Below are 20,745 nucleotides of genomic sequence, written 5' to 3'. Positions count from 1 at the left end.
AATTTAATAAATAATAGTTTTCGCTTATTATGGTAATACTATTTTACAAATTTGTCAATAAAAATTAGAATCTAATGTCACAGATATCTGCATCATAATGAAAAAAGGCTGTTGCCCTGAGCAAAGTTCCTGCTGTATATTGTTTATTTCCTGAAATTTCCAACATACGGCAGAAACTTTTCTTAAAGCACAGCCTCTTAGTTATTTGCTTATTTTATGATAAATATTTCACTCATTCAAGTACAAATCATCGACAGTCTGATTTTTGGCAGTTATTTTTACATAAATCTGCCAGAGTTATCGAATTAAGAACTTCACTTATACTTTGGCAGACTCTTTCCCACACGCTGCGGGTAACGCATTTTTCAGCCTTTTTGCAAATCTGGCTGCTGGAATCAGCTTCATTGAGCAGACAGTCAACTAATGCGATAGGTCCTTCCATTATTGTAATAATATCTCCAATAGTGATTTCAGCAGGATCCTTTGTCAAGACATACCCTCCCTGGGCACCGCGGGTGCTTTTTACCAGTCCGGCATTTCGTAACGCACAGATAAGCTGTTCCAAATAATTATCTGATATATCCTGCTTAGCGGCAATCGTGCGCAGTGATAAGGGTCCTTTGCCGTAGTTCAGGGCAAGCTCATACATAGCGGTAACGCCGTAGCGACCTCTCGTTGATAATTTCATAATATTTTCCCCCAATTATTTTCGTAAGCTGTTCCCAAGCAGCTCTGGCAGAATAAACCATCAAACTGTTTATTCTTATAATTTTTATTAATATTATATATTTACTACTACTTAACATTATACCAGTTAAGGTGTCATTTTGGCAAAAAATTTTGATGTGTTGCCAGATATTGTTTAATTATTTTCTCGTGACCATTCGATGTAGGATCATAATATTTTTTTCCCATAATTTTTGTGGGCAGATATTGCTGCTTGATGAAGTGATCATTGAAATCATGCGGATATTTGTAATCTATGCCGTGTCCCAATTTTTCAGCACCTTTATAATGGGCATCTTTGAGATGCAGCGGTATGGTGCCGCAATCCTTTGTGCGAACATCCTGTAAGGCACTGTCAATGGACAGATAGGCGGCGTTACTCTTCGGTGCTGAAGCAATATAGGTCACAGCCTGTGCCAGTGGGATACGAGCTTCCGGTAAACCGATAAATTGAACCGCCTGCACAGCAGCCATTGCCACTACCAATGCCATGGGATCAGCATTCCCTACATCTTCAGCAGCGCAAATAGCAATACGCCGAGCGATAAAATTCACATCTTCGCCTGCAACGATCATGCGGGCCAGATAATGTATTGCAGCATCGGGATCACTACCGCGCATGCTTTTTATGAAAGCCGAAACGGTGTCATAATGATTATCCCCTTTCTTATCATAGGTCTGCAACTTTTCTCCCAGAATATCTGAAAGAATTTCAGCAGTTATATTGCTGTGAGCGGCATGAGCCAGCATTGCAGCCTGTTCCAGAAGATTAAGTGCCACACGGGCATCCCCGGCAGCAGCCTGGGCAATGGTAATCAGCTCAGGCTCGGCACAGCCTATACCATATTCACCAAGACCACGTTTTTTATCACATAGTGCCTTTTGCAGTACGATAATCATTTGTTTATCGGAAAGGCTATGCAGACGCACTACCCGTACGCGCGACAGCAATGCATGATTTACTTCAAAGTAAGGATTCTCAGTAGTGGCCCCGATTAAAATTATTCGTCCATCTTCCACATATGGTAATAAAACATCCTGCTGGCTTTTATTAAAGCGGTGTATTTCATCAATAAAAACAATAGTCCGTTTTTGATAAAATTTTCTTTGTTCATGGGCTTCATCAACAACTTTTCTGATATCAGCGATACCGGCTGCAACCGCATTGAGCTGTTTAAAATTACTTTTTGTCATCACGGCAATCATTCGGGCTAATGTTGTTTTACCGGTACCAGGTGGTCCAAATAAAATGAGTGACGGTATACGGTCATTTTCGATCATTACCCGCAGAAAACGCCCTTTGCCAACTGAATCCTCCTGTCCAACAAATTCATCAAATGCCTGTGGCCGCATTCGTACTGCCAAAGGTTTTTGATTGTCAATTCCAGCATTTTTTTCTGCATTCAAGGCCGCACTGGTAAATAAATCCATACTTTCCATAATTATGCTCCCGTGGAGCCCATCCCGCCCTGACGGACAGATCCCTTGCTCCTATTATCTCCGTCAGCCATAAGATACTTATAAAAAATTCCCTGAGCCAGACGTGTTCCTTTTTTCACTGTAAATGCTGTTTTCCCATGATTAAATACAGCCAGCATTATATGTCCCTCGTTTTCATCATTATTATAATAGTCAGCATCAATAATTCCCTGACTATTTATAAATGATAAACCATGTTTTATTGCCATACCGGAACGCATATGAATTCCCAGGTATTCATCATCCAGCATGTAAGCTTTGAGACCGGTGGGTACTATGGTCACCACACCGACGTCAAATGTAACGTCATCAGCGCAGGCTATATCATAACCCGCACTTTTATCAGTTTTTCGTTCCGGCAGAACTATGCCGCTGTTTTCATATGAACTGATTATTTCAAAACCGCGATTTTTCATTTTTCCCCCTAAATTTGACAATATCAAATCATACAATTAATATATAACTAATTTGCTATACATTATAGTTTATATTTCGGTTAATAGCAAATGCCCTGGCAAGCAAAATCAATCAAATATAATCATTTTTACTTATTTGTACCAATCAGATCCATATTTTTTAATTATAGGTTTGCCACAAAAGAGAAAAATACTATCCAGTATCATCATTATTTAATGAAATAATTTGTAATTGTTGTTCCTTATCGCTGTGTTTTATTATAAAATAAAAACAACCGATAATTTTCAGTTCAGATTTTTACAGAATATGTATAATTTTGTAAATTTAATATAAGATTTTATTTATGAAATCTTTATTTCGGTTCAGGGAATATCACCCTCTCTGTTTTTATTTTTGTCCGCCCTGTTTCTATATAATAACGTATTCCCTGAGCATTCCTTGATTTTTGAAAGGTAGCATTTTTATGGAAAAAAGTTTGATCGATTTGCATGATGAAGGAACAAATGCCTTGATATTATTGGATCTTATGCCGGACCTACTTCTACAGATAGATACAGGGGGTACTTGTATAGCTTGTAATCATCCCAGGACCTTTGGTTCAACGGCTATGTTTGAAAATATTATAGGGAAAAACATTAAAGAAATACTTCCCAGCTATATTGCAGCAGGCACCTTACAGATGATCGGTGCCGTTATTGCCAAAGATTCCATAGAAATATTTAATTGTCATTTTGTCACAAAAAATGAACTTAAACATTTTGAGGCACGTTTTGTAAAATGCAGTGATGATAAGGTACTGGTTATCGTCCGGGATATTACAGGAAAAACAAAAGAGAATAAAAAACCTGATTTTTCTAAAATCCGCGATTCTTTAACAAACGCTTTCAGCCGGAATTATTTTGACGAGGTAATGACGATTATCAATACAGAAAAATTCGATTCCGGCGGGCTTATGATCTGCGACATTGACAGTCTAAAGCTCATAAATGATTCATTGGGCCATCGCACCGGAGACAAAATAATCAGCACAGCCGCTAATATATTAAAACAGTGCTTAACAGAAAATGAATTATTTTTTCGAATTGGCGGTGATGAATTTGTCATTATTTCGCAGGAAAGAAAAATGGATATTCTATATGAAAAGATAAAAAAAAATATTGAACAACACAATGAAATTGAGGAAGATATTTATTTAAGCATATCATTGGGCTGGCAGAATTTTTCCAACGGTAAAAGTGTAAAAAATGTCTTTGACGATGCCGACAGCAATATGTATCACGAAAAATTTGGCAATGATAACAAAGTACGGGAGAAAATCATCGGCAAACTGGTTGCGGGATTAAGAGATGACTATCCAATAAGATATCAAAATACTGAGTTGCTCAATTATCTGACAAAAATGTTTTCCGTTAAATTGAACTTATCGCCTCATATGACAACTCGTTTATATAAACTGTCGGTTATTCACGACATTGGCATCAAAAACCTTTTATCAAAAGCATCACTGCCCTTTGACCCTGAATCCATCGAATTTTACCGGCACTGCGAAATAGGATTTCGCATATTGAATATGTCAAAAAAATATTCCACATTGGCCAATGCAGTGTTAAAGCATCATGAAAATTGGAATGGCAGCGGCTACCCACTGGGACTATTCAAAGAAGAAATCCCGCTTGAATGCAGAATTTTTCGTCTGATAGACAGCTTTCATGGTATGTTTTTAAATAATGATAATGATGACTTGCATTATCAGGCAGCCATAGCAAAACTGCAGCAAAATATTGGAAAAATATACGATCCTGCTTTGGCAAGACCATTTGTCGATATGATCAAATGCAATGAAGAGGATATTTTGGATATTCTTAATTAAAAGACGTTCTTTAACAAGATAAAGTTTTATATATTGACAACTATTAAATTTATTCCTGTTTTTAATAGTTGTCTTTTTCTGTTATAATTTTATCAGGTTTAAATTTAGAAAAATTTTTTTTAATTGGAGTTACAAAATGTCCGATAAAATGATCCTTCAATATCTAAAAAAAGCCCAAATGACGCATGAACTTAACCAAAATGAATTAACGGCTCTGTTGTCCGATACAACTATTGATGATACACTGGCTGCCGCTGCCGATCAAGTACGTTTAAAATACGTTGGCAACAGTATCCACTTGCGCGGACTTATCGAATTTTCCAATATCTGCCGGCAAAATTGTATGTACTGTGGTCTGCGCCGTGATAATCTGCATATTGAACGATATCGCCTGACACCGTCTGAGATCGTCAAACTGGCAGAAAAAGCCCGGAGATATGGATACAAGACAGTTGTTTTACAGTCGGGGGAAGATATGTACTTTTCAGCGAATATTCTCGCCGAAATAATAAAGCAAATAAAGGAAATGGATATGGCGGTCACACTATCTATCGGTGAACGCTCTTATGAAGAATATGATCTATTAAAAAAAGCCGGTGCTGACCGTTATCTGCTGCGTATAGAAACGACCAGCAAAAAACTTTATGAGGCACTTGATCCGGCAATGAGTTTCAATAATAGAAAAAGTTGTCTCTTTAATTTAAGAAAGCTCGGCTATGAGGTTGGCACAGGCTGTCTCGTGGGGTTACCAGGACAGACAATCGAGTCATTGGCACAGGATATACTGTTCTTCAAACAGCTCGATGCCGATATGATCGGTATCGGTCCTTTGATCCCAAATCAGAATACTCCGCTGGCAAAAGCTGCAAAAGGTGATTTTACTTTAACCCGCCGTATGGTGTCGCTTATCAGGCTGTTATTGCCGGAAGCAAATATTCCTGCGACTACGGCGATGGAAACTCTTAAGGCCGATGCTCGTATCATTATTTTGCAGTCGGGTGCCAATGTAGTAATGCCTAATGTCACAGAAGGCGATTACCGACGTAAATATGCCCTTTATCCCGGTAAAATATGTGTTGCAGATACTCCGGCACAGTGCCGCAGCTGCATCGGTGGAAAAATAAAGTCAATCGGGCGCTATGTAGCCGCCGATAAAGGATTTCGCCAACATCAGCCACGGCTGACATGATCATATATTTTATAAATTAAATATGTTTATGTCACACTTTTGCCATATTTTATTATTAATATGAGAATTACGGAAACAGGTTAGTACTTAATACTTCTTTTCCAGCCATGGCGGTATTTTAATTATAAACCGGCATGACGCAGAAATATCATCAGGAGGTTTTATTTATGAAAGGAAAAAAATTATTTATTGCCGCATCGGCAGCTTTAGCTATAACTGTCACATCATTGACTGCATTTGCAGCAGATAGTCAGCAGGCTGCGCCAAATATAACTTCTGTTAATAACAGCCAGGGGTCACAGTGGTGCGGATATTATGGCAACGGTTATGATAGTGGCAGTTATCGCGACGGTGGCTGCTGGAATTAATATCATGTATTTCAAAGCTAAATGATTTATAATTGGCAAAGACCGGCAGGAAAGATACTGTGTAAAGTATTTTCCGTCCGGTCTTTAAATTTTCATTATCAAAACTGTTTCTATATAATGAATTATTATGGGATTGTCACACGCAACCGTTTTCATTCATAAATTTCAATATATTGCTTCTTTTGTCCACCCTTAAAAGGGCGATAACCGTGCAGCGCGGGCAATTCTTGAGGTCAATGCTGTTCATGTGGCAGCCTCGGCTGATGAAAAGTGAAATCTACCTGGGGGCAGGTACAAATATCCAAGTTACTCCATTAGCATTATTTATGTATTTTTATAAAAACAATGATTATTATAAAATATTTGGAATATAACTATATAAATTCAATCCGGTATATACTCAACTATATCAGATAGCTTACAATTGAGAATTTTACAAAGAGCATTTAACGTATTAGTAGATACCGATTCATTTTTCTGCAGCCTTAAAATTGTCGATCCGCTGATATTGTCGTAGTTCCCTTTATTTCTCAAAGTGTAAGTGGTTGCCCCTTTTTTTTTCATTGTTTTCCACAGTGGTGCATAGGAAATCAGCTTATTCACCCCCAGTACTCTTTACTTTAACTAAAGTATGCCCTATAATGGTCATATGTTTATATGCTCAATATGGGGCATATAAATCAAAAAGGGGTTTACGGAAAAACCAGCACAGTAAAATATTATTCAATAAAGTAAGGGACAACTGCAAAATTTATTGGAGTAGATCATGACGGATAATGAAAATCAGATAGTACGGCAAGTAGAAACTAAAATAAAGGATTATAATAGGAATCGTGTCGGATCAGCTATCAGTATTACTGTATTTATTGGCATATTAGTTTTTGTTCCGACACCCGGGCTGGAATCGCTGCCGGTTCAACTGTCGGTGTTTTCTTCTGCCGTTTTTTTGTTATGCAGTGCAGTCTTTCTTCTGACTTTTCGAAAATTATTGGTGGTATTTTTTATCACGACCAGTGTTACAGCGCTATTGTTTTTCCTCACACAGATACGCATCGATTTATTTTCGATTCTCTTTTTCATTAATATCGGCGTACTTTTCCGGGCAAATGCCAATACTAAAATAATTGTCCATTCATTTATGACTGAAATGGAAGAAATAAATCATTTAAAAATACAAGCGACAGTAGATAGTCTAACGCAATTACTCAACCGCAATGGTTTGGAACAGTCAATAAAACTCGTTTGGAACGGCTGCAAACGCGACAAAAAGCATGTGGGCATTATACTGGTCGATATTGATTATTTTAAGAATTATAATGATACCCTGGGACATCCGGAAGGTGACAATATATTGCGTCAAGTGGCAGACAGTATAAGAAATTGTTTTAAACGTAAAACAGATATTGTAAGCCGGATTGGGGGAGATGAGTTTTTAATCTTTCTGCCGGATATAAAAGATGATTATGTTTTAAAGATGAGCCAAAAGCTTTCTGCGGATATTATCAGGCTGAATACAAAAATCAATTTGGAAAATATCCCCTGTAATTTTTTATCTGTAAGTATCGGTATCGTGACACGCATTCCGCAAGTTGATGATACCCTAACCGTGTTTTATAAAAAAGTCGATGAAGCACTATACGATGCAAAAAAATTGGGCAGAAACTGCATATCCTTTAACGGTCATATCATTCAATCCAAATCATCTGTATATGAAATTGCCTCTGTTAACCCGCTATCTGCTAAAATTGTTTATCAAAATGAAGAAAATTAAATAGCTTTTATTGTCATAAAATAATTAATTATATATTTTATTTTGTCAGTTTCCCTCAAATTAGTCTTACAATAACTAAATTTCTATTGAATTTTACAAAACTTTGAAATATAATCAAATATTTTATATATATTGTATTTATTAATTATGGTGTTTTATGATACAATAAATATAATATCTTTTTTGGAGGAATTATATTGACTAGATTAAAAGATGCTATTGATTATATTGCAGCAGCAGTGATTAAACAACGTGACTTGTTAGACAGATTGGATTCTATCGGCGACAGTGACCATGGAACAAATATGGCTCGTGGTTTCGAGGCAGCAGTGGACGCACTTGATAAGATTGAAGACCTGGATGGTGCAAAAAAGGTCTTTACTGTTGTAGGAAAAGCTTTCGCAGAAAGCATCGGAGGTGCATCCGGACCTTTATATGCCACAGCATTTTTACGGGCAGCAGACATTTGTGATGAAAATACCAAGTTCAACATTGAAAATGTAGAAAAATTATTAAAAGCGGCAATAGACGGTATAAAAAAACGTGGCCATTCAGATGTCGGGGAAAAGACTATGCTGGATGTACTAGTACCGGTATATGAATGTTTTACACCTGAGCAAGTGAAAGATAACACGTTGTATCAATGTATCGGAGCAGCGGTCAAAGCAGCAAAAAAAGGACTGGATTATACTAAGACTATTCCAGCTACTAAGGGTCGGGCAGCCTATATCGGCGAACGCAGTATCGGACATGAAGACCCTGGTGCAATGTCGTCTTTAATCATGGTTCGTGAATTATTTAATTTTCTTAAATATTAATTATGTTTATTGACCAATCCCTATTCAGGGATTGGTTGATTGTTTCTGAAAATTTATAATAAATATTCTATTATCTCTTGCAATATTTATATTTTGTTGCTATACTTGTAGTAGAGAAAGATGAACCTAATAGAAGTTACAATAGGTATCATCATATCTCTTCTAATGAGTATATTGATCAATATAGAGTATGGATTAACTGTAGGAATTGAGAAGGGATGTGACGTATTATAGAAGATGTCATGAGTTGGTTTAGCATCAATTTTTACTGAGGTGTAGGGGAAGTGAAGTTGCCCACTCTTTATAATGAGTATTCATCGACACAAAAGTGTAGAAGTTGTACTAAAACAAGTATCATTTCATGAGTCACAATAATGCGCATTAGATAAGTATGGTGGTTCGCTTTGAGAATCTTCATATTTAATGATAGCGATTACGCGTCATTTCCAAATAGTCGACTATGTTCTATAGAGTATATATTTAAATCGCGAAAAAATATATACAGACAATAAAATAGAGAGGGATTAACATTGAGTTATTGCTGAGGACGGCTTGTGTGTAATTGCAAGCCGTCTTTATTTTTGATGCAAATTTGACAAACTGGTAATATAAAAAAGTTCTGATATAAAAAAGAGGCTTGGTATAAACCCAAACCTCTGCCTATCTTTAATTTAGCAATGTTAAATTATTTTAAAGCATCTTTTAATTTAGCATTGGTTTCCTTAGCACTGTCAACACTGTTCTGGAACATTTTCTTTTCTTTTTCATCAAGCGGTAATTCCAATATTTTGTTTATACCTTTATTACCAAGTACTACAGGTACACCGGCACATACATCATGTTCACCATATTCACCGTCAAGCAAAGCAATGCAGGAAAGTGTCTTACCTGTATTCTTAGCTATTGCTTCTGCCATTGTAGCAGCAGTAGTGCCTGGAGCATACCATGCAGAAGTGCCAAGTAACTTGGTAAGTGTACCACCGCCTACCTGAGTCGCATGTTCAATTTCGGCAAGTTTATCATCTGAAAGATATTCTGTAACAGGAACTCCCTTATAAGTAGCCATACGAGTAAGAGGTACCATTAAGTCGCCATGAGCACCAATGACCATCGCATCAATATCACCTACAGGACAACCAATAGCCTGTGCCAGATAATATTCAAAACGGCTGCCATCAAGAAGTCCGCTCATGCCTAATACGCGTTCACGCGGCAATCCGCTGTCTTTTAATGCAAGATATGTAAGCGTATCAACCGGATTAGAGATAATCAGGAATACAGCATTAGGAGAATGCTTTAAAGCTTCATCCATAACTGATTTTACAATTTTGGAGTTAACACCGATAAGATCTGTACGACTCATACCGGGTTTACGAGGTATACCGGAAGTTATGATAACAATATTTGAATTTTCAGTTTTGGAATAATCGTTTGTTATGCCTGTAATTTTGGTGTCAATGTGCATCATTTTTACGGTCTGCATCATATCCATGGCCTTGCCTTCAGCAACGCCTTCTTTAATGTCGAGCAGTACTACTTCATCAGCAAAATTCTTTAAGGCCAGTACGTTAGCAGCAGTGGCGCCTACGTTACCAGCACCAATAACAGAAATTTTCATATTTAAGAAGCCTCCTTAAAAATTATGGATTGCTATATCCATCTTTAAGTAAAAGTATAATACAATCGGGATTATAAGTAAAGTATTTACTTATAGGACAATAAAAATAATATATAGCGACCAACAAATAAATTCGCTTGATAATAATTTACTATTAAAATGAAAGATTTACAGCTTTTGTTTTATCAAAATTAATAAAATCATTATCATTATACTATTGCATTACTATATGATTTTATACTGCATAAAAGTTTACTAGTTTAGCATCAAAAATACCGTCTATTTTCATAACTTCATCAATTACAGACTGCGGTATCACATCATCGATGGTAAGAACCATCATACTGGTGCCGGCAATAGCTGTTTTCCCGACTTGCATACCGGAAATATTTATTTTGTGTTTTCCCAGCAGGGAACCAACCTGTCCGATCATCCCCGGCCTGTTTATATGTGGGCAAATCAATATCCTCGCATGCGGGTCTACATCAACACGATACTCATTTATTGATACTATACGGCCTTCCATGCCAAATAGTGCCCCCTGAACAGTCTGTTCTCCCTTAGGAGTCTTTACTGTCACGGTTATCAAATTGGCAAAATCTTCAACATCTTTATCTTTTATTTCCTGTATTTTGATATTGCGCTGTTTGGCAATTGAAGGAGCATTCACATAATTAACAGCTGTTTGGAGAATAGGATTTAAAATTCCTTTAATAACAGCAATTGTTACCATTTTTGTGTTTATGTCAGCAATATCGCCATTGTACTGCACAGTTAAATCGATAATAGGACCGTCAGATAATGATTGAGCCGTACAGCCAAGTCTTTCGGCCAAGGTCAGATACGGACGAATTTTTTTCATGGTTTCAGCCGATACCGGCGCCATATTCACAGCCGTGGATACAGGTTCGCCCTTTAAAGCAGCAACAACACCGTTTGAGGCATCGATTGCCACTCCCAATTGAGCTTCTACAGTTGAAGCACCTAAATGTGGCGTTAAGACGATACCCGGCACATGGCGCAGCGGACTATCGGCGGCTAATGGTTCCGCAGTAAAAACATCAACAGCGGCGCCGGCCACCTGACCGTCTTTTACAGCATCAGCCAAGTCTTGTTCATTAATAATACCACCACGGGCGCAGTTAACAAGACGTACTCCTTTTTTCATTTTGCAGATATTATCTTTGTTTAACATATTTTTTGTCTGTGATGTGAGTGGCATGTGAACGGTTATAAAATCAGAATTTACTATTACATCATCCAAAGAACCAATAGTAACACCTAAAGCATTGGCTCTATCTTCATTCAAATACGGATCATAAGCAATTACTTTCATATCAAAAGCCATTGCCCTTTTGGCAACACCTGAGCCAATGCGGCCCAGGCCAATAATCCCAAGGGTCTTACCGCACAATTCAACCCCTACATATTTTTTGCGGTTCCATTCACCTTTTTGCAAAGTTTCATTGGCTATCGGGATCATTCGGCTCATAGAGAGCATCATAGCCATTGTATGTTCAGTAGCTGCTATGGTATTTCCTTCCGGAGCGTTTAAAACAATAATGCCGCGTTGTGTTGCAGCAGAAATATCAATATTGTCAGTACCTACACCGGCACGACCGATTACTTTGAGTTTTACGGCCTTATCTATTACGTCCTTGGTAATTTTTGAAGCACTGCGTACAATAATTCCATCAAATTCAGGAATTATTTCCAGTAATTCTTCTGCCGGTAATTTATCCTTGACGGTTACCTCAAAATCTTTGCCTAATATGTCAACAGCTTTTTTTGATACGCCATCAGCAACTAAAACTTTCATTATAATATCCTGTCTCCTTTTTTGAAATGAAGATAAGTTAACAAATACTTTATCCACTTAATTATTTTAGTTTATCAATGTTATATGCGTCAAGTAGAAAAGATATATATATGTTGAATATGAAAAGATTTTTGTCCGAATTACCGATAATTTAAAAAATTAGACTATTTGCCGACAGACAAAAATTTTTCGTTTTAAAAGTAAGAAAAACAATAAAAATCTCACCTGCAAAATGAAGTATATTTGGTTGCATACGCATAAAATATGCTAATCACGAAATAAATCAATGGTTTTATGTGTAAATCTTGTAATAATATTGTATAATTAAATAGATAAATCACTTATGCAATGTTATTAATGCTATATTTAGTGATTTATTATTTTGTCTTATAAAAATACAGGTCGGTGTAAAATTTTAGAAATATTTTTAGTAAGGATGGGAATTAGTAATTTATGTTGCTCAATAAAAAATCAGTTGAACTTTTGGCTCCGGTCGGCAAGTGGGATACTTTGGAAGCTGCCGCCAAAGCTGGTGCGGATGCCGTCTATTTAGGCGGAAAAGCATTCAATATGCGAATGTTTCGTGATGATTATAATTTTGATAATATCGCTTTAAAAAAGGCTGTGCAATATGTTCATGAACATGGTGTAAAATTGTATGTGACCTTAAATAATCTTATAAGCGATACGGAAATCCCGCAGCTTGTTGAATATTTAAAATGTTTAAACGATGATATAAAACCAGATGCTCTTATTATCCAGGATTTATCCGTAATAAAACTCGTAAAAGAGCTGGGTTTGTCACTTAATCTTCATTCATCAATAATGATGAACACTCATAACGCTGCTATGGTAAGGAAGTTTAAGGAATACGGCATCAGCCGTATTGTGGCCAGTCGTGAAATGAGCTTGAGTGAAATACAGTTGCTGAAGCAAAAAAGTGACATTGAACTGGAATACTTCATCCACGGTGATATGTGTATTGCCGAAGGCGGACAATGCTTACACTCAGGTGTTGTCTTCGGTAACAGCAGCAATCGCGGCCGCTGCATGAAGGCATGCCGCTGGCAGTATAAATTTGGTACGGAACATGCAGTACGAAATCCATCCTGCATGGCACAAAAGGATTTCTCCTATAAGCTGGCACTAAAAGATATGTGTATGTATTATGCATTACCGGAACTGATCCAATCTGGTGTATATTCCTTCAAAATAGAAGGCCGCATGCGTGATGCTGAATTTGTCTGTAAGTTAGTCAGTCTCTATCGTCGGGCTATAGACAAATATATCGCTGATCCGACAGGATACAATGTAACTAAAGAGGAACAAAACAAGCTTAATGATATAAAAGTAAGAGGCTTTTCTACTTGTTTTGCTCTTGATAAACCAACCTATGATGACATTGGTTTGAGCGGCGAAGATGAACCGCGGTTTTTCAGTAAAGCTGTAAAAGAAGCCGCTGTCGGCAATGAAGTCATACCAATAGAGGAAAAAAGCAAGAATAAACCATTATTATCAGTGCGGTGTGCTTCCTTAGATCATTTGAAAGAAGCCTGCAGCAATGGGGCAGATGTCATATATGCCGGTGGTGATGTTTATCGGCCGCTTCGTCCCTGGACGCTGGAGGACTTTATGGAAGGAAGAAGAATTACTGCTGCCACCGGTTGCAAATTTATTATTTCCACGCCACGAATAACCCGTGCACATGAGCTCAGCGAGTTGGAACAACTATTCGGCAAATTATCTACGATCGATCCTGATGGTATTCTGGTTCATAACATGGGAAGTTTTCTACTGGCTGAAAAGTGTACACAATTATCCGTGCAGTGTGGTACTTCTTTCAATCTGTTCAATGCTGAAACTGCTGCTTTGCTAAAGCATGAGGGTGCCGTTATGGCAGCGGCATCTTTTGAACTGCCCCATAAGCAGATTGTTGAATTATTGAAAAAAAGTTCTCTGCCAGTCGAAATAGTTGTACATGGCGCTGTGGAGGCAATGATTTGTGATTTCGATTTTATTGCAGAGGAAACCGGTAAAACACCTTTGGAAGATCCGGCTGTATTTGATAAACATTATGCTTTCATTGATACAGCAGATGAAATACATTCAATAAGGCGTACACAATATAATAGAAATAATATTTTATTTGCTCATGATCTTTGCCTGCTTCCTTATCTTAGCAGTCTGACCGAAGCAAAATCCTTTTGCATTGAGGCGCAGGACTATACACCACAGTATACCGGACAAATAGTCAGCATTTATCGTCAGGCTATTGATGATTTTTCCAGCTGTAATATCGGTAAAATGATTGAATCAATGGCAAAATCAGGTCCGCGCCCGCTCGGCAGCGGTGTTTACCGTTATGAAACGGCTAAATAATTATTTTTATTTATGTATTTTTATAAAAATTTATCACAGAGAACAAGAGGTAATCAGATGGCAGACTATATTGGACCGAAAGGAATAATCGAAAAAAAGAAAAAATATATCATGCCTTGTTTGGGACATTTTTATCAGGAACCACCGCAGTTTGTAAAGGGCAGCATGCAATATCTTTATGACAGTAACGGAAAACGTTATTTGGATTGTTTTGCCGGTGTGTCGGTTATCAATTGCGGACATTGCAATCCAGAAATCACCAAGGTAGTTTGTGAACAAGTGCAAACTTTGCAGCATGTGTGCAATATATATCTCACCGAAAATTTTGTCGATTTAGCCGAACAACTTGCCCAAGCCACCCCCGGTTCACTGCAAAAATCATTCTTTTGCTCTACAGGAACAGAAGCTAATGAAGGTGCATTGCTCCTGGCACAGCTTTATACCGGCAGCAGTGAGTATATTGGTTTACGGCATGGCCTGCACGGACGCACCAAATTGACAATGAGCTTAACCGGTATAAGCATGTGGCGTACCGATCCCAATCCGGTGGGCGGCATTCATTTTGCACCTAACCCCAATTGTTATCGCTGTCCTTTAAAGAAACATTATCCTGAATGTGATCTTGAATGCGCCAATATGATAGAAGATATTGCAGGATATGCTGCTTCCGGCAAGGTAGCTGCATTTATTGCCGAACCGATTCAGGGTAATGGTGGTATAGTTGTTCCACCAAAAAACTATTTTAGGCGTGTCAGAGAAATTTTGGACAAACATGGTATTTTATTGATTATTGATGAAGTACAAACCGGTTTTGCCCGTACCGGCAAGATGTTTGCCATAGAAAATTTTGATGTTGTGCCTGATATAATGACGGTAGCGAAAGCTTTAGGAAATGGCGCACCAATAAGTGCTTTTATAGCCAAACCGGAAATTGCTGATGTTTATGTAAGACCGGGAGCATCCACTTTAGGTGGTAATCCGGTGTCTACTGCTGCCGGGATGGCCGTGTTAAAGTATATAAGAGAACACGGCTTAATGATCAATGCTCAAAAACGCGGCGAACAATTAAAACGCGGTCTGCAAAATATACAAAAACAGCATCCTGTAATTGGTGATGTAAGAGGTATCGGTCTCATGATCGGAGCAGAGTTTATCAATCCGGACGGTTCACCGGCACCGGACAAGCTTGATTTAATATTAGAAGACATGAAGGATAATGGATTTATAATCGGTAAAAACGGCGTATCAAGAAATGTCATGGCATTTCAACCGCCGCTCGTAATAACAGCTGCCGATATTGACAAATTGCTCAATGCCTTGGAACAGACTATCAAGAAATTTGAGTAATGGTTTTATAATAGGAAAATAGACTTAATAAAAAATAAAATATGAAAAATATAGTTCTTGTCAAAATAGTATGAGGTTCCACAAATAGATTGTTGTGACAGTATTTTAGATAAATATGCAGTATGCCTGAATTTATCCGACTATACTAAGAATAAATGTCGTCTAATTAGGTAATTTACATAATTATTATTTACTGTATGCAGCAGTCTATTTTTATCAGTCTATTGTCAACTCAATAATTATATATAGTTGACAATAGAAACAAACCAGTATATTATAATGGGCATAACAAAAATCTGGTTAGGAGATGTAGATATGTCTTTTTACAGTTTAAAAATGCGCGCCAGTAAAAATTCGCAGCACGTGTCTGGAGCAGAAAAAATTTTACATGAACAAGAGCTCCCCGCTCAAATGAACGCTTTATTATCACGTGCCCTCCATCATGCTAAAGGTCAGGCCGATTTTATTAATATGAAAATTGAAACTGTATGGCCTGATGATCTGGAATATATAAATGCCTTGCCGGTTTCGTCCGTCATGGTGAACACTCCCGAAGAAGGACAAGAGGTAATTTTACAATATTTGTCAAAACTGGGAATAAAAAATGGTACCGAAATCATGAAAAGATTCGCAGATACTTATACTATGCGCGGTGCAATACTTCTGGATGTTAATGATTTAAGCAGATTGGAGCCTGATTTTGGGCGCGGCATCAGAGCAACTTATATGGATGCTGAACATTCACTGGACAGACTGCCTGACAGTTGTAAAAATCACTTTCAGGAAGCAATAGTTCTTGCCAGTAAGGTAGTCGCTGCCCCACATATCATTGCAGAAATATGTATATCGGATGATCCTGATTATGTGACAGGATATATTGCTGCCAAAAATATTGGTTATGTTAGAATCAGTAAATTGAAAAATATGGGCTGTCCAAACGGGGGACGTATATTTTTATATCAGGGTCCTAAACAGGACATTGCCAAATGTATTAATTATTTGGAAAAACAAAGAGTACTAGTATGCCATGTACCGTATTTTCCAAATGAAAAATCAATTACTCCCATAAATTATATCCAGCAAATGGAAAAGTACCTGCAAAATAAAAAGGAGCTGCATCTTTATCGTCAAACGCGCGAAATAACTTCTGCCCAGTCTGCCCATGTAATTTATCAGGGTCGCCGTATGCTGATGCTGGCTTCAAATAATTATCTTGGACTATCCAATAATACTGTGGTCAAAGAATCAGCTGAACAAGCCATAAAAAAATACGGCTGCGGTTCTGGTGGCTCACGATTGACAACAGGAACACTTTCACTGCATAATCAATTGGAATGTGCTTTAGCAAAATTCAAAAATACAGAAGCCGCATTGTTATTTAACACAGGTTATATGGCAAATTTAGGAATTATTTCAGCCATTTGCCAAAAAGGCTGGATAATATACAGTGACGAGCTAAATCACGCCAGCATTATCGATGGTTGTCGGCTGAGTTCTGCCAGAATTGTAATATATAATCATAATAATATGGATAGTCTTGAGGCAAAATTGCGTGAATTCGCCCCTTGTCAAGGGTTAATTGTGACCGATGCCGTATTTAGCATGGATGGTGATATTGCCAATCTGCCCCAAATTATGAGTTTGTCACACAAGTATAATGTACTGACAATGGTAGATGAAGCACATGCTACAGGCGTAATCGGTTCAAATGGAAAGGGTATCTGTGAATACTATAAAATGGAGAAAAAACCAGATATCCTTATGGGCACGTTATCAAAATCATTGGGCAGTGAAGGTGGTTATGTTTGCGGCTGCAAAATATTGATTGACTATTTGCGCAACACAGCCCGCAGTTATATCTTTTCAACGAGTCAATCACCGGCAACACTTGCCGCGGCGCTTACAGCTTTGGATATTTTAGTAAACCACCCCGGTATAGTAAAAAAGCTTCAGAAAAATGTTCAATGTTTCTGCGAAACACTAAGGATAAATGGAATTTCGGCTAATAGCGATTCAGCAATTGTCCCGATAAAAATAGGAGATGAAGCCAAAACAATACGAATAGAAAAAGAATTATTCCAGCAAAATATTTTTCTTACAGCAATTCGTTATCCTACCGTGGCAAAAGGAGCGGCCATATTGCGGGCGGCTGTTATGGCGACACATACTGAAGCAGAGATTCAGCTGGCAGCAAAAAAAATCAGTGCCGCCATCAACCTATAAAAAATATAAAGATTTAGGTTTCATTTTACATTATGCATGACAAAACCCCCAAACTGATTTTACATATCGGCTTGAAGGTTTACATGGACTGCGGCATACTATTCTATTCTTCTCATTTGTTGACTAATGGTAATATCTTAAATAATATCTGTTCCGGTCTGGCAAAAAACAACACGATTTTCCTTAGCAAGCCAGAAAATATTATTATATTATATAGTGTAAAAAGGAATTGTCTGGGAAAACCTGCAGCTGATTATGCCATTTTACTGGAAACATATTTTAATAAAATATGTGCACTTTTTCGATTAGTAGCTAGTGGTACATTATGCACATCACAAATCCTTAGGAGGGCATTAATATCAGGTTCATGCGGTTGCGCATTTAATGGATCACGTAAAAATATTACATAGTCTACCCTTTCTGTGGCGACAAGAGCACCTATCTGCTGGTCACCGCCCATTGGCCCTGACAGCATGGTTTCAACATTAAGATGATATTTTTCATTTATGAGCTCACCAGTGGTTTTAGTAGCAACAAGGTGGAATTTTTCTAATAAGTCTTTGTGGTTATTAACAAAATCAAGCATTTCATTTTTCTTTTCATCATGGGCAATCAATGCGATAGTTTTCATAAGTTTATAACACCAACCCTTTCAAAAACAATTTAATATCTTTCATATCTATTTATAGTATAGTTCATTTAAGTGTGCGGGTAAATATATATTCTTGCAACTACGTCCGAGTTATGTTAGAATAATTAAGCAAAAGCAGTTTCTCAGGTGAGACTGCGGCGTTTGGGTCTCACGCAATGAAGACTCATGAACCCCGTCAGATCCGGAAGGAAGCAGCGGTAAGTGATCACCTTCGTGTGCCGTGAGGGTGCCTGAGCGTCGCAGTCTGACTTTAGAAGCTGTTTTTATTTTTTTTAAGGTGATGGATTTCTATGGCTTATATAGCTTTATACCGCAAGTGGCGGCCCAAGGATTTTGCCGATTTAATTGGACAGGACCATATCAGCCATACTTTGGCACAGGCTATAAAAACCGGTAAAATAGGACATGCTTACTTGTTTTCCGGACCACGCGGCACAGGTAAGACAAGTACAGCAAAAATCATGGCGAAGGCACTTAATTGTGAACACGGACCTACTGCTACCCCATGTAATAAATGTGCCAACTGTCAAAAAATAAATAACAATACCTCGATGGATGTTTACGAAATTGATGCGGCATCGAATCGTGGCATTGATGAAATACGCGATTTACGTGAAACAGTAAAATTTGCCCCCGTCGATGGCAGATACAAAGTCTATATCATTGATGAAGTGCATATGTTGACTGCGGAGGCCTTTAATGCTCTGTTGAAAACCTTAGAGGAACCGCCGGTCCATGTTGTATTCATCTTAGCAACAACCGAAATCCATAAGGTTCCGGCAACAATTCAATCACGTTGTCAAAGGTATGATTTTAAACGGATAACTAAACAGGCTATCACCAAACAATTACAAAAAATTACTGCTGCAATGAAAATACAGACAGATGATGAAGCTTTGGACATCATCGCCGTTCACGCAGACGGCGGCATGCGTGATGCCTTAAGCATGCTCGATCAATGTACGGCGCTGTCGGCCGAAAAACTAACTGCTGATAATGTATGTACTATATTGGGAATAGTAAGCTATGATTGTGTATGGCAGCTGACTGATGCGATCTTAGAAAACAACACCCTCAAAATATTAAAAATAATAGATGATCTTTTGGCAGGCGGCATGGCATTAAATCAACTTTTATTAGAATTGACACTGCATTGGCGCGCTTTGATGATATATAAAGCCACAGGTGAGCTATCAGCCGATGTCTACCATGAGGACAATGCTATTGTAAAACGACAGGCTGAATCATTTTCACATACCAGGCTGGCATCGATGATAGAACAAATATATGATGCGCTGACGCAGCTGCGATGGTCACCACAACCGCGAATCACAGTGGAAATGGCCCTGATGAAGCTATGTGTATACCCTGATGGTACAGCAGCAGAAGAAATTGCCGGTAATTCACAGCTGAGAATATTAGAAGAAAAAGTAGAACATTTGGAAAACATCGTCAAAAATATGAAACCAGCGGCTGAAAAAAAACAATCGCCAGCAAATATTACCGTGCCGACATCAACTGTCAAAAATAATGACCGGCAGATGACAACTCCAAAAAAATCATCTGAAACTACACTTTCCCGCCCGGTCCCGTCCGGAGCAGCACCTGATCTTGATATTACTGTAAAAAATGCTGCCGACCTATGGAAAGCCGTACTGACAGAATTGGAAAATGAGCACAAAAAAATGGCATTGGCCTGCATTGAAAAGGCACAGCTCCGCGGTATAGAAAATGGCCGTCTGACTTTGGCTTTTAAAATTCCCTTTCTTAAGGCTCGTACTGAACAGGCAGACTATAAAAATTTGCTGGAAGATATTTTATTGGCAAAAAGCGGTCACAAAATCAGTTTATTATGTGTAATGGATAGTTCTGGCAGCAACAATCCGACTGCTGCATCGGAAGAAAATAAACCTCAGCCGAAAAAAACCAATAAAACCAAAACTTTACAGGAAAAGGATAATTTAAGTCAGGAAGAAAAAGTGCGATTGGAAACAGCCGTGAAAATTTTCGGTGACAATATTGTGGAAGATGATGATTGATAAAATTTGTGAAATCCAAACAGGCTGCCA

Annotated in this window: 16 protein-coding genes and 1 other RNA gene; 10 read left to right on the top strand and 7 right to left on the bottom strand. The window is 37.9% G+C overall.

Annotated elements, in window-relative coordinates:
- Positions 1–247: 247 nt before the first annotated feature.
- The 3 genes from I6751_RS04680 to I6751_RS04670 all read right to left on the bottom strand — a co-directional run bounded on the left by I6751_RS04680 (position 248) and on the right by I6751_RS04670 (position 2,621).
- Positions 248–688, bottom strand: coding sequence for an RrF2 family transcriptional regulator (locus tag I6751_RS04680; RefSeq protein ID WP_182188531.1), 441 nt, complete (start codon positions 686–688; stop codon positions 248–250).
- 134 nt (positions 689–822) lie between these two features.
- Complete coding sequence (locus I6751_RS04675) at positions 823–2,157, bottom strand: replication-associated recombination protein A (RefSeq protein WP_414153199.1); 1,335 nt, start codon at positions 2,155–2,157, stop codon at positions 823–825.
- A gap of 11 nt (positions 2,158–2,168) precedes the next feature.
- A complete protein-coding gene (locus tag I6751_RS04670) occupies positions 2,169–2,621 on the bottom strand; it encodes a dCTP deaminase/dUTPase family protein (RefSeq protein ID WP_196591881.1) in 453 nt (150 codons plus the stop codon).
- 464 nt (positions 2,622–3,085) lie between these two features.
- Between I6751_RS04670 and I6751_RS04665 the strand changes: the two genes are divergently transcribed.
- The 3 genes from I6751_RS04665 to I6751_RS04655 all read left to right on the top strand — a co-directional run bounded on the left by I6751_RS04665 (position 3,086) and on the right by I6751_RS04655 (position 6,049).
- Positions 3,086–4,492 carry a diguanylate cyclase gene (locus tag I6751_RS04665; RefSeq protein ID WP_196591880.1) on the top strand — a complete coding sequence of 469 codons (1,407 nt, stop codon included), beginning with the start codon at positions 3,086–3,088 and terminating at the stop codon, positions 4,490–4,492.
- A gap of 136 nt (positions 4,493–4,628) precedes the next feature.
- Positions 4,629–5,681 carry a [FeFe] hydrogenase H-cluster radical SAM maturase HydE gene (gene hydE / locus I6751_RS04660; RefSeq protein WP_231037960.1) on the top strand — a complete coding sequence of 351 codons (1,053 nt, stop codon included), beginning with the start codon at positions 4,629–4,631 and terminating at the stop codon, positions 5,679–5,681.
- Positions 5,682–5,848: 167 nt separating this feature from the next.
- Complete coding sequence (locus tag I6751_RS04655) at positions 5,849–6,049, top strand: hypothetical protein (RefSeq protein WP_196591879.1); 201 nt, start codon at positions 5,849–5,851, stop codon at positions 6,047–6,049.
- 384 nt (positions 6,050–6,433) lie between these two features.
- Here I6751_RS04655 and I6751_RS04650 read toward each other — a convergent pair whose 3' ends face one another.
- Entirely contained in the window at positions 6,434–6,652 is a 219-nt protein-coding gene (locus tag I6751_RS04650; RefSeq protein ID WP_196591878.1) for a helix-turn-helix domain-containing protein, read from the bottom strand.
- Positions 6,653–6,815: 163 nt separating this feature from the next.
- On the opposite strand from I6751_RS04650, the gene I6751_RS04645 reads away from it, so the two are divergent.
- Together I6751_RS04645 and dhaL are read left to right on the top strand one after the other, a co-directional pair.
- Positions 6,816–7,820 (top strand): GGDEF domain-containing protein, encoded by a 1,005-nt coding sequence (locus tag I6751_RS04645; RefSeq protein WP_196591877.1) that lies wholly within the window; start codon positions 6,816–6,818, stop codon positions 7,818–7,820.
- Between the two features lie 197 nt (positions 7,821–8,017).
- A complete protein-coding gene (gene dhaL / locus I6751_RS04640) occupies positions 8,018–8,638 on the top strand; it encodes a dihydroxyacetone kinase subunit DhaL (protein WP_182188525.1) in 621 nt (206 codons plus the stop codon).
- Between the two features lie 685 nt (positions 8,639–9,323).
- Here the strand turns inward: dhaL and I6751_RS04635 are convergent.
- Both I6751_RS04635 and serA read right to left on the bottom strand, forming a co-directional pair.
- The gene (locus I6751_RS04635; RefSeq protein WP_196591876.1) at positions 9,324–10,256 is read right to left on the bottom strand and encodes a malate dehydrogenase; all 933 of its coding nucleotides are present in this window, start codon (positions 10,254–10,256) and stop codon (positions 9,324–9,326) included.
- A gap of 235 nt (positions 10,257–10,491) precedes the next feature.
- A complete protein-coding gene (serA, locus tag I6751_RS04630) occupies positions 10,492–12,075 on the bottom strand; it encodes a phosphoglycerate dehydrogenase (protein ID WP_182188523.1) in 1,584 nt (527 codons plus the stop codon).
- 453 nt (positions 12,076–12,528) lie between these two features.
- Between serA and I6751_RS04625 the strand changes: the two genes are divergently transcribed.
- The 3 genes from I6751_RS04625 (at position 12,529) to bioF (ending at position 18,024) form a co-directional block, all read left to right on the top strand.
- Positions 12,529–14,454, top strand: a complete 1,926-nt coding sequence (locus I6751_RS04625; RefSeq protein ID WP_196591875.1) for a peptidase U32 family protein — start codon at positions 12,529–12,531, stop codon at positions 14,452–14,454.
- Positions 14,455–14,511: 57 nt separating this feature from the next.
- The gene (locus tag I6751_RS04620; protein ID WP_196591874.1) at positions 14,512–15,801 is read left to right on the top strand and encodes an aspartate aminotransferase family protein; all 1,290 of its coding nucleotides are present in this window, start codon (positions 14,512–14,514) and stop codon (positions 15,799–15,801) included.
- A gap of 315 nt (positions 15,802–16,116) precedes the next feature.
- The gene (bioF, locus tag I6751_RS04615; RefSeq protein ID WP_196591873.1) at positions 16,117–18,024 is read left to right on the top strand and encodes an 8-amino-7-oxononanoate synthase; all 1,908 of its coding nucleotides are present in this window, start codon (positions 16,117–16,119) and stop codon (positions 18,022–18,024) included.
- A 253-nt stretch (positions 18,025–18,277) separates the two neighbouring features.
- Here bioF and I6751_RS04610 read toward each other — a convergent pair whose 3' ends face one another.
- Positions 18,278–18,655, bottom strand: a complete 378-nt coding sequence (locus I6751_RS04610) for a methylglyoxal synthase (RefSeq protein WP_196591872.1) — start codon at positions 18,653–18,655, stop codon at positions 18,278–18,280.
- A gap of 160 nt (positions 18,656–18,815) precedes the next feature.
- Here I6751_RS04610 and ffs point away from each other — a divergent pair.
- Positions 18,816–18,915, top strand: an RNA gene (gene ffs / locus I6751_RS04605) — signal recognition particle sRNA small type.
- 51 nt (positions 18,916–18,966) lie between these two features.
- Positions 18,967–20,715, top strand: a complete 1,749-nt coding sequence (dnaX, locus tag I6751_RS04600) for a DNA polymerase III subunit gamma/tau (RefSeq protein WP_196591871.1) — start codon at positions 18,967–18,969, stop codon at positions 20,713–20,715.
- Positions 20,716–20,745 lie beyond the last annotated feature (30 nt).

Source organism: Pectinatus frisingensis (assembly GCF_015732285.1).
Taxonomy (GTDB): Bacteria; Bacillota; Negativicutes; order Selenomonadales; family Selenomonadaceae; genus Pectinatus; species Pectinatus frisingensis.
This window is presented reverse-complemented; position numbering and strand designations above follow the sequence as displayed.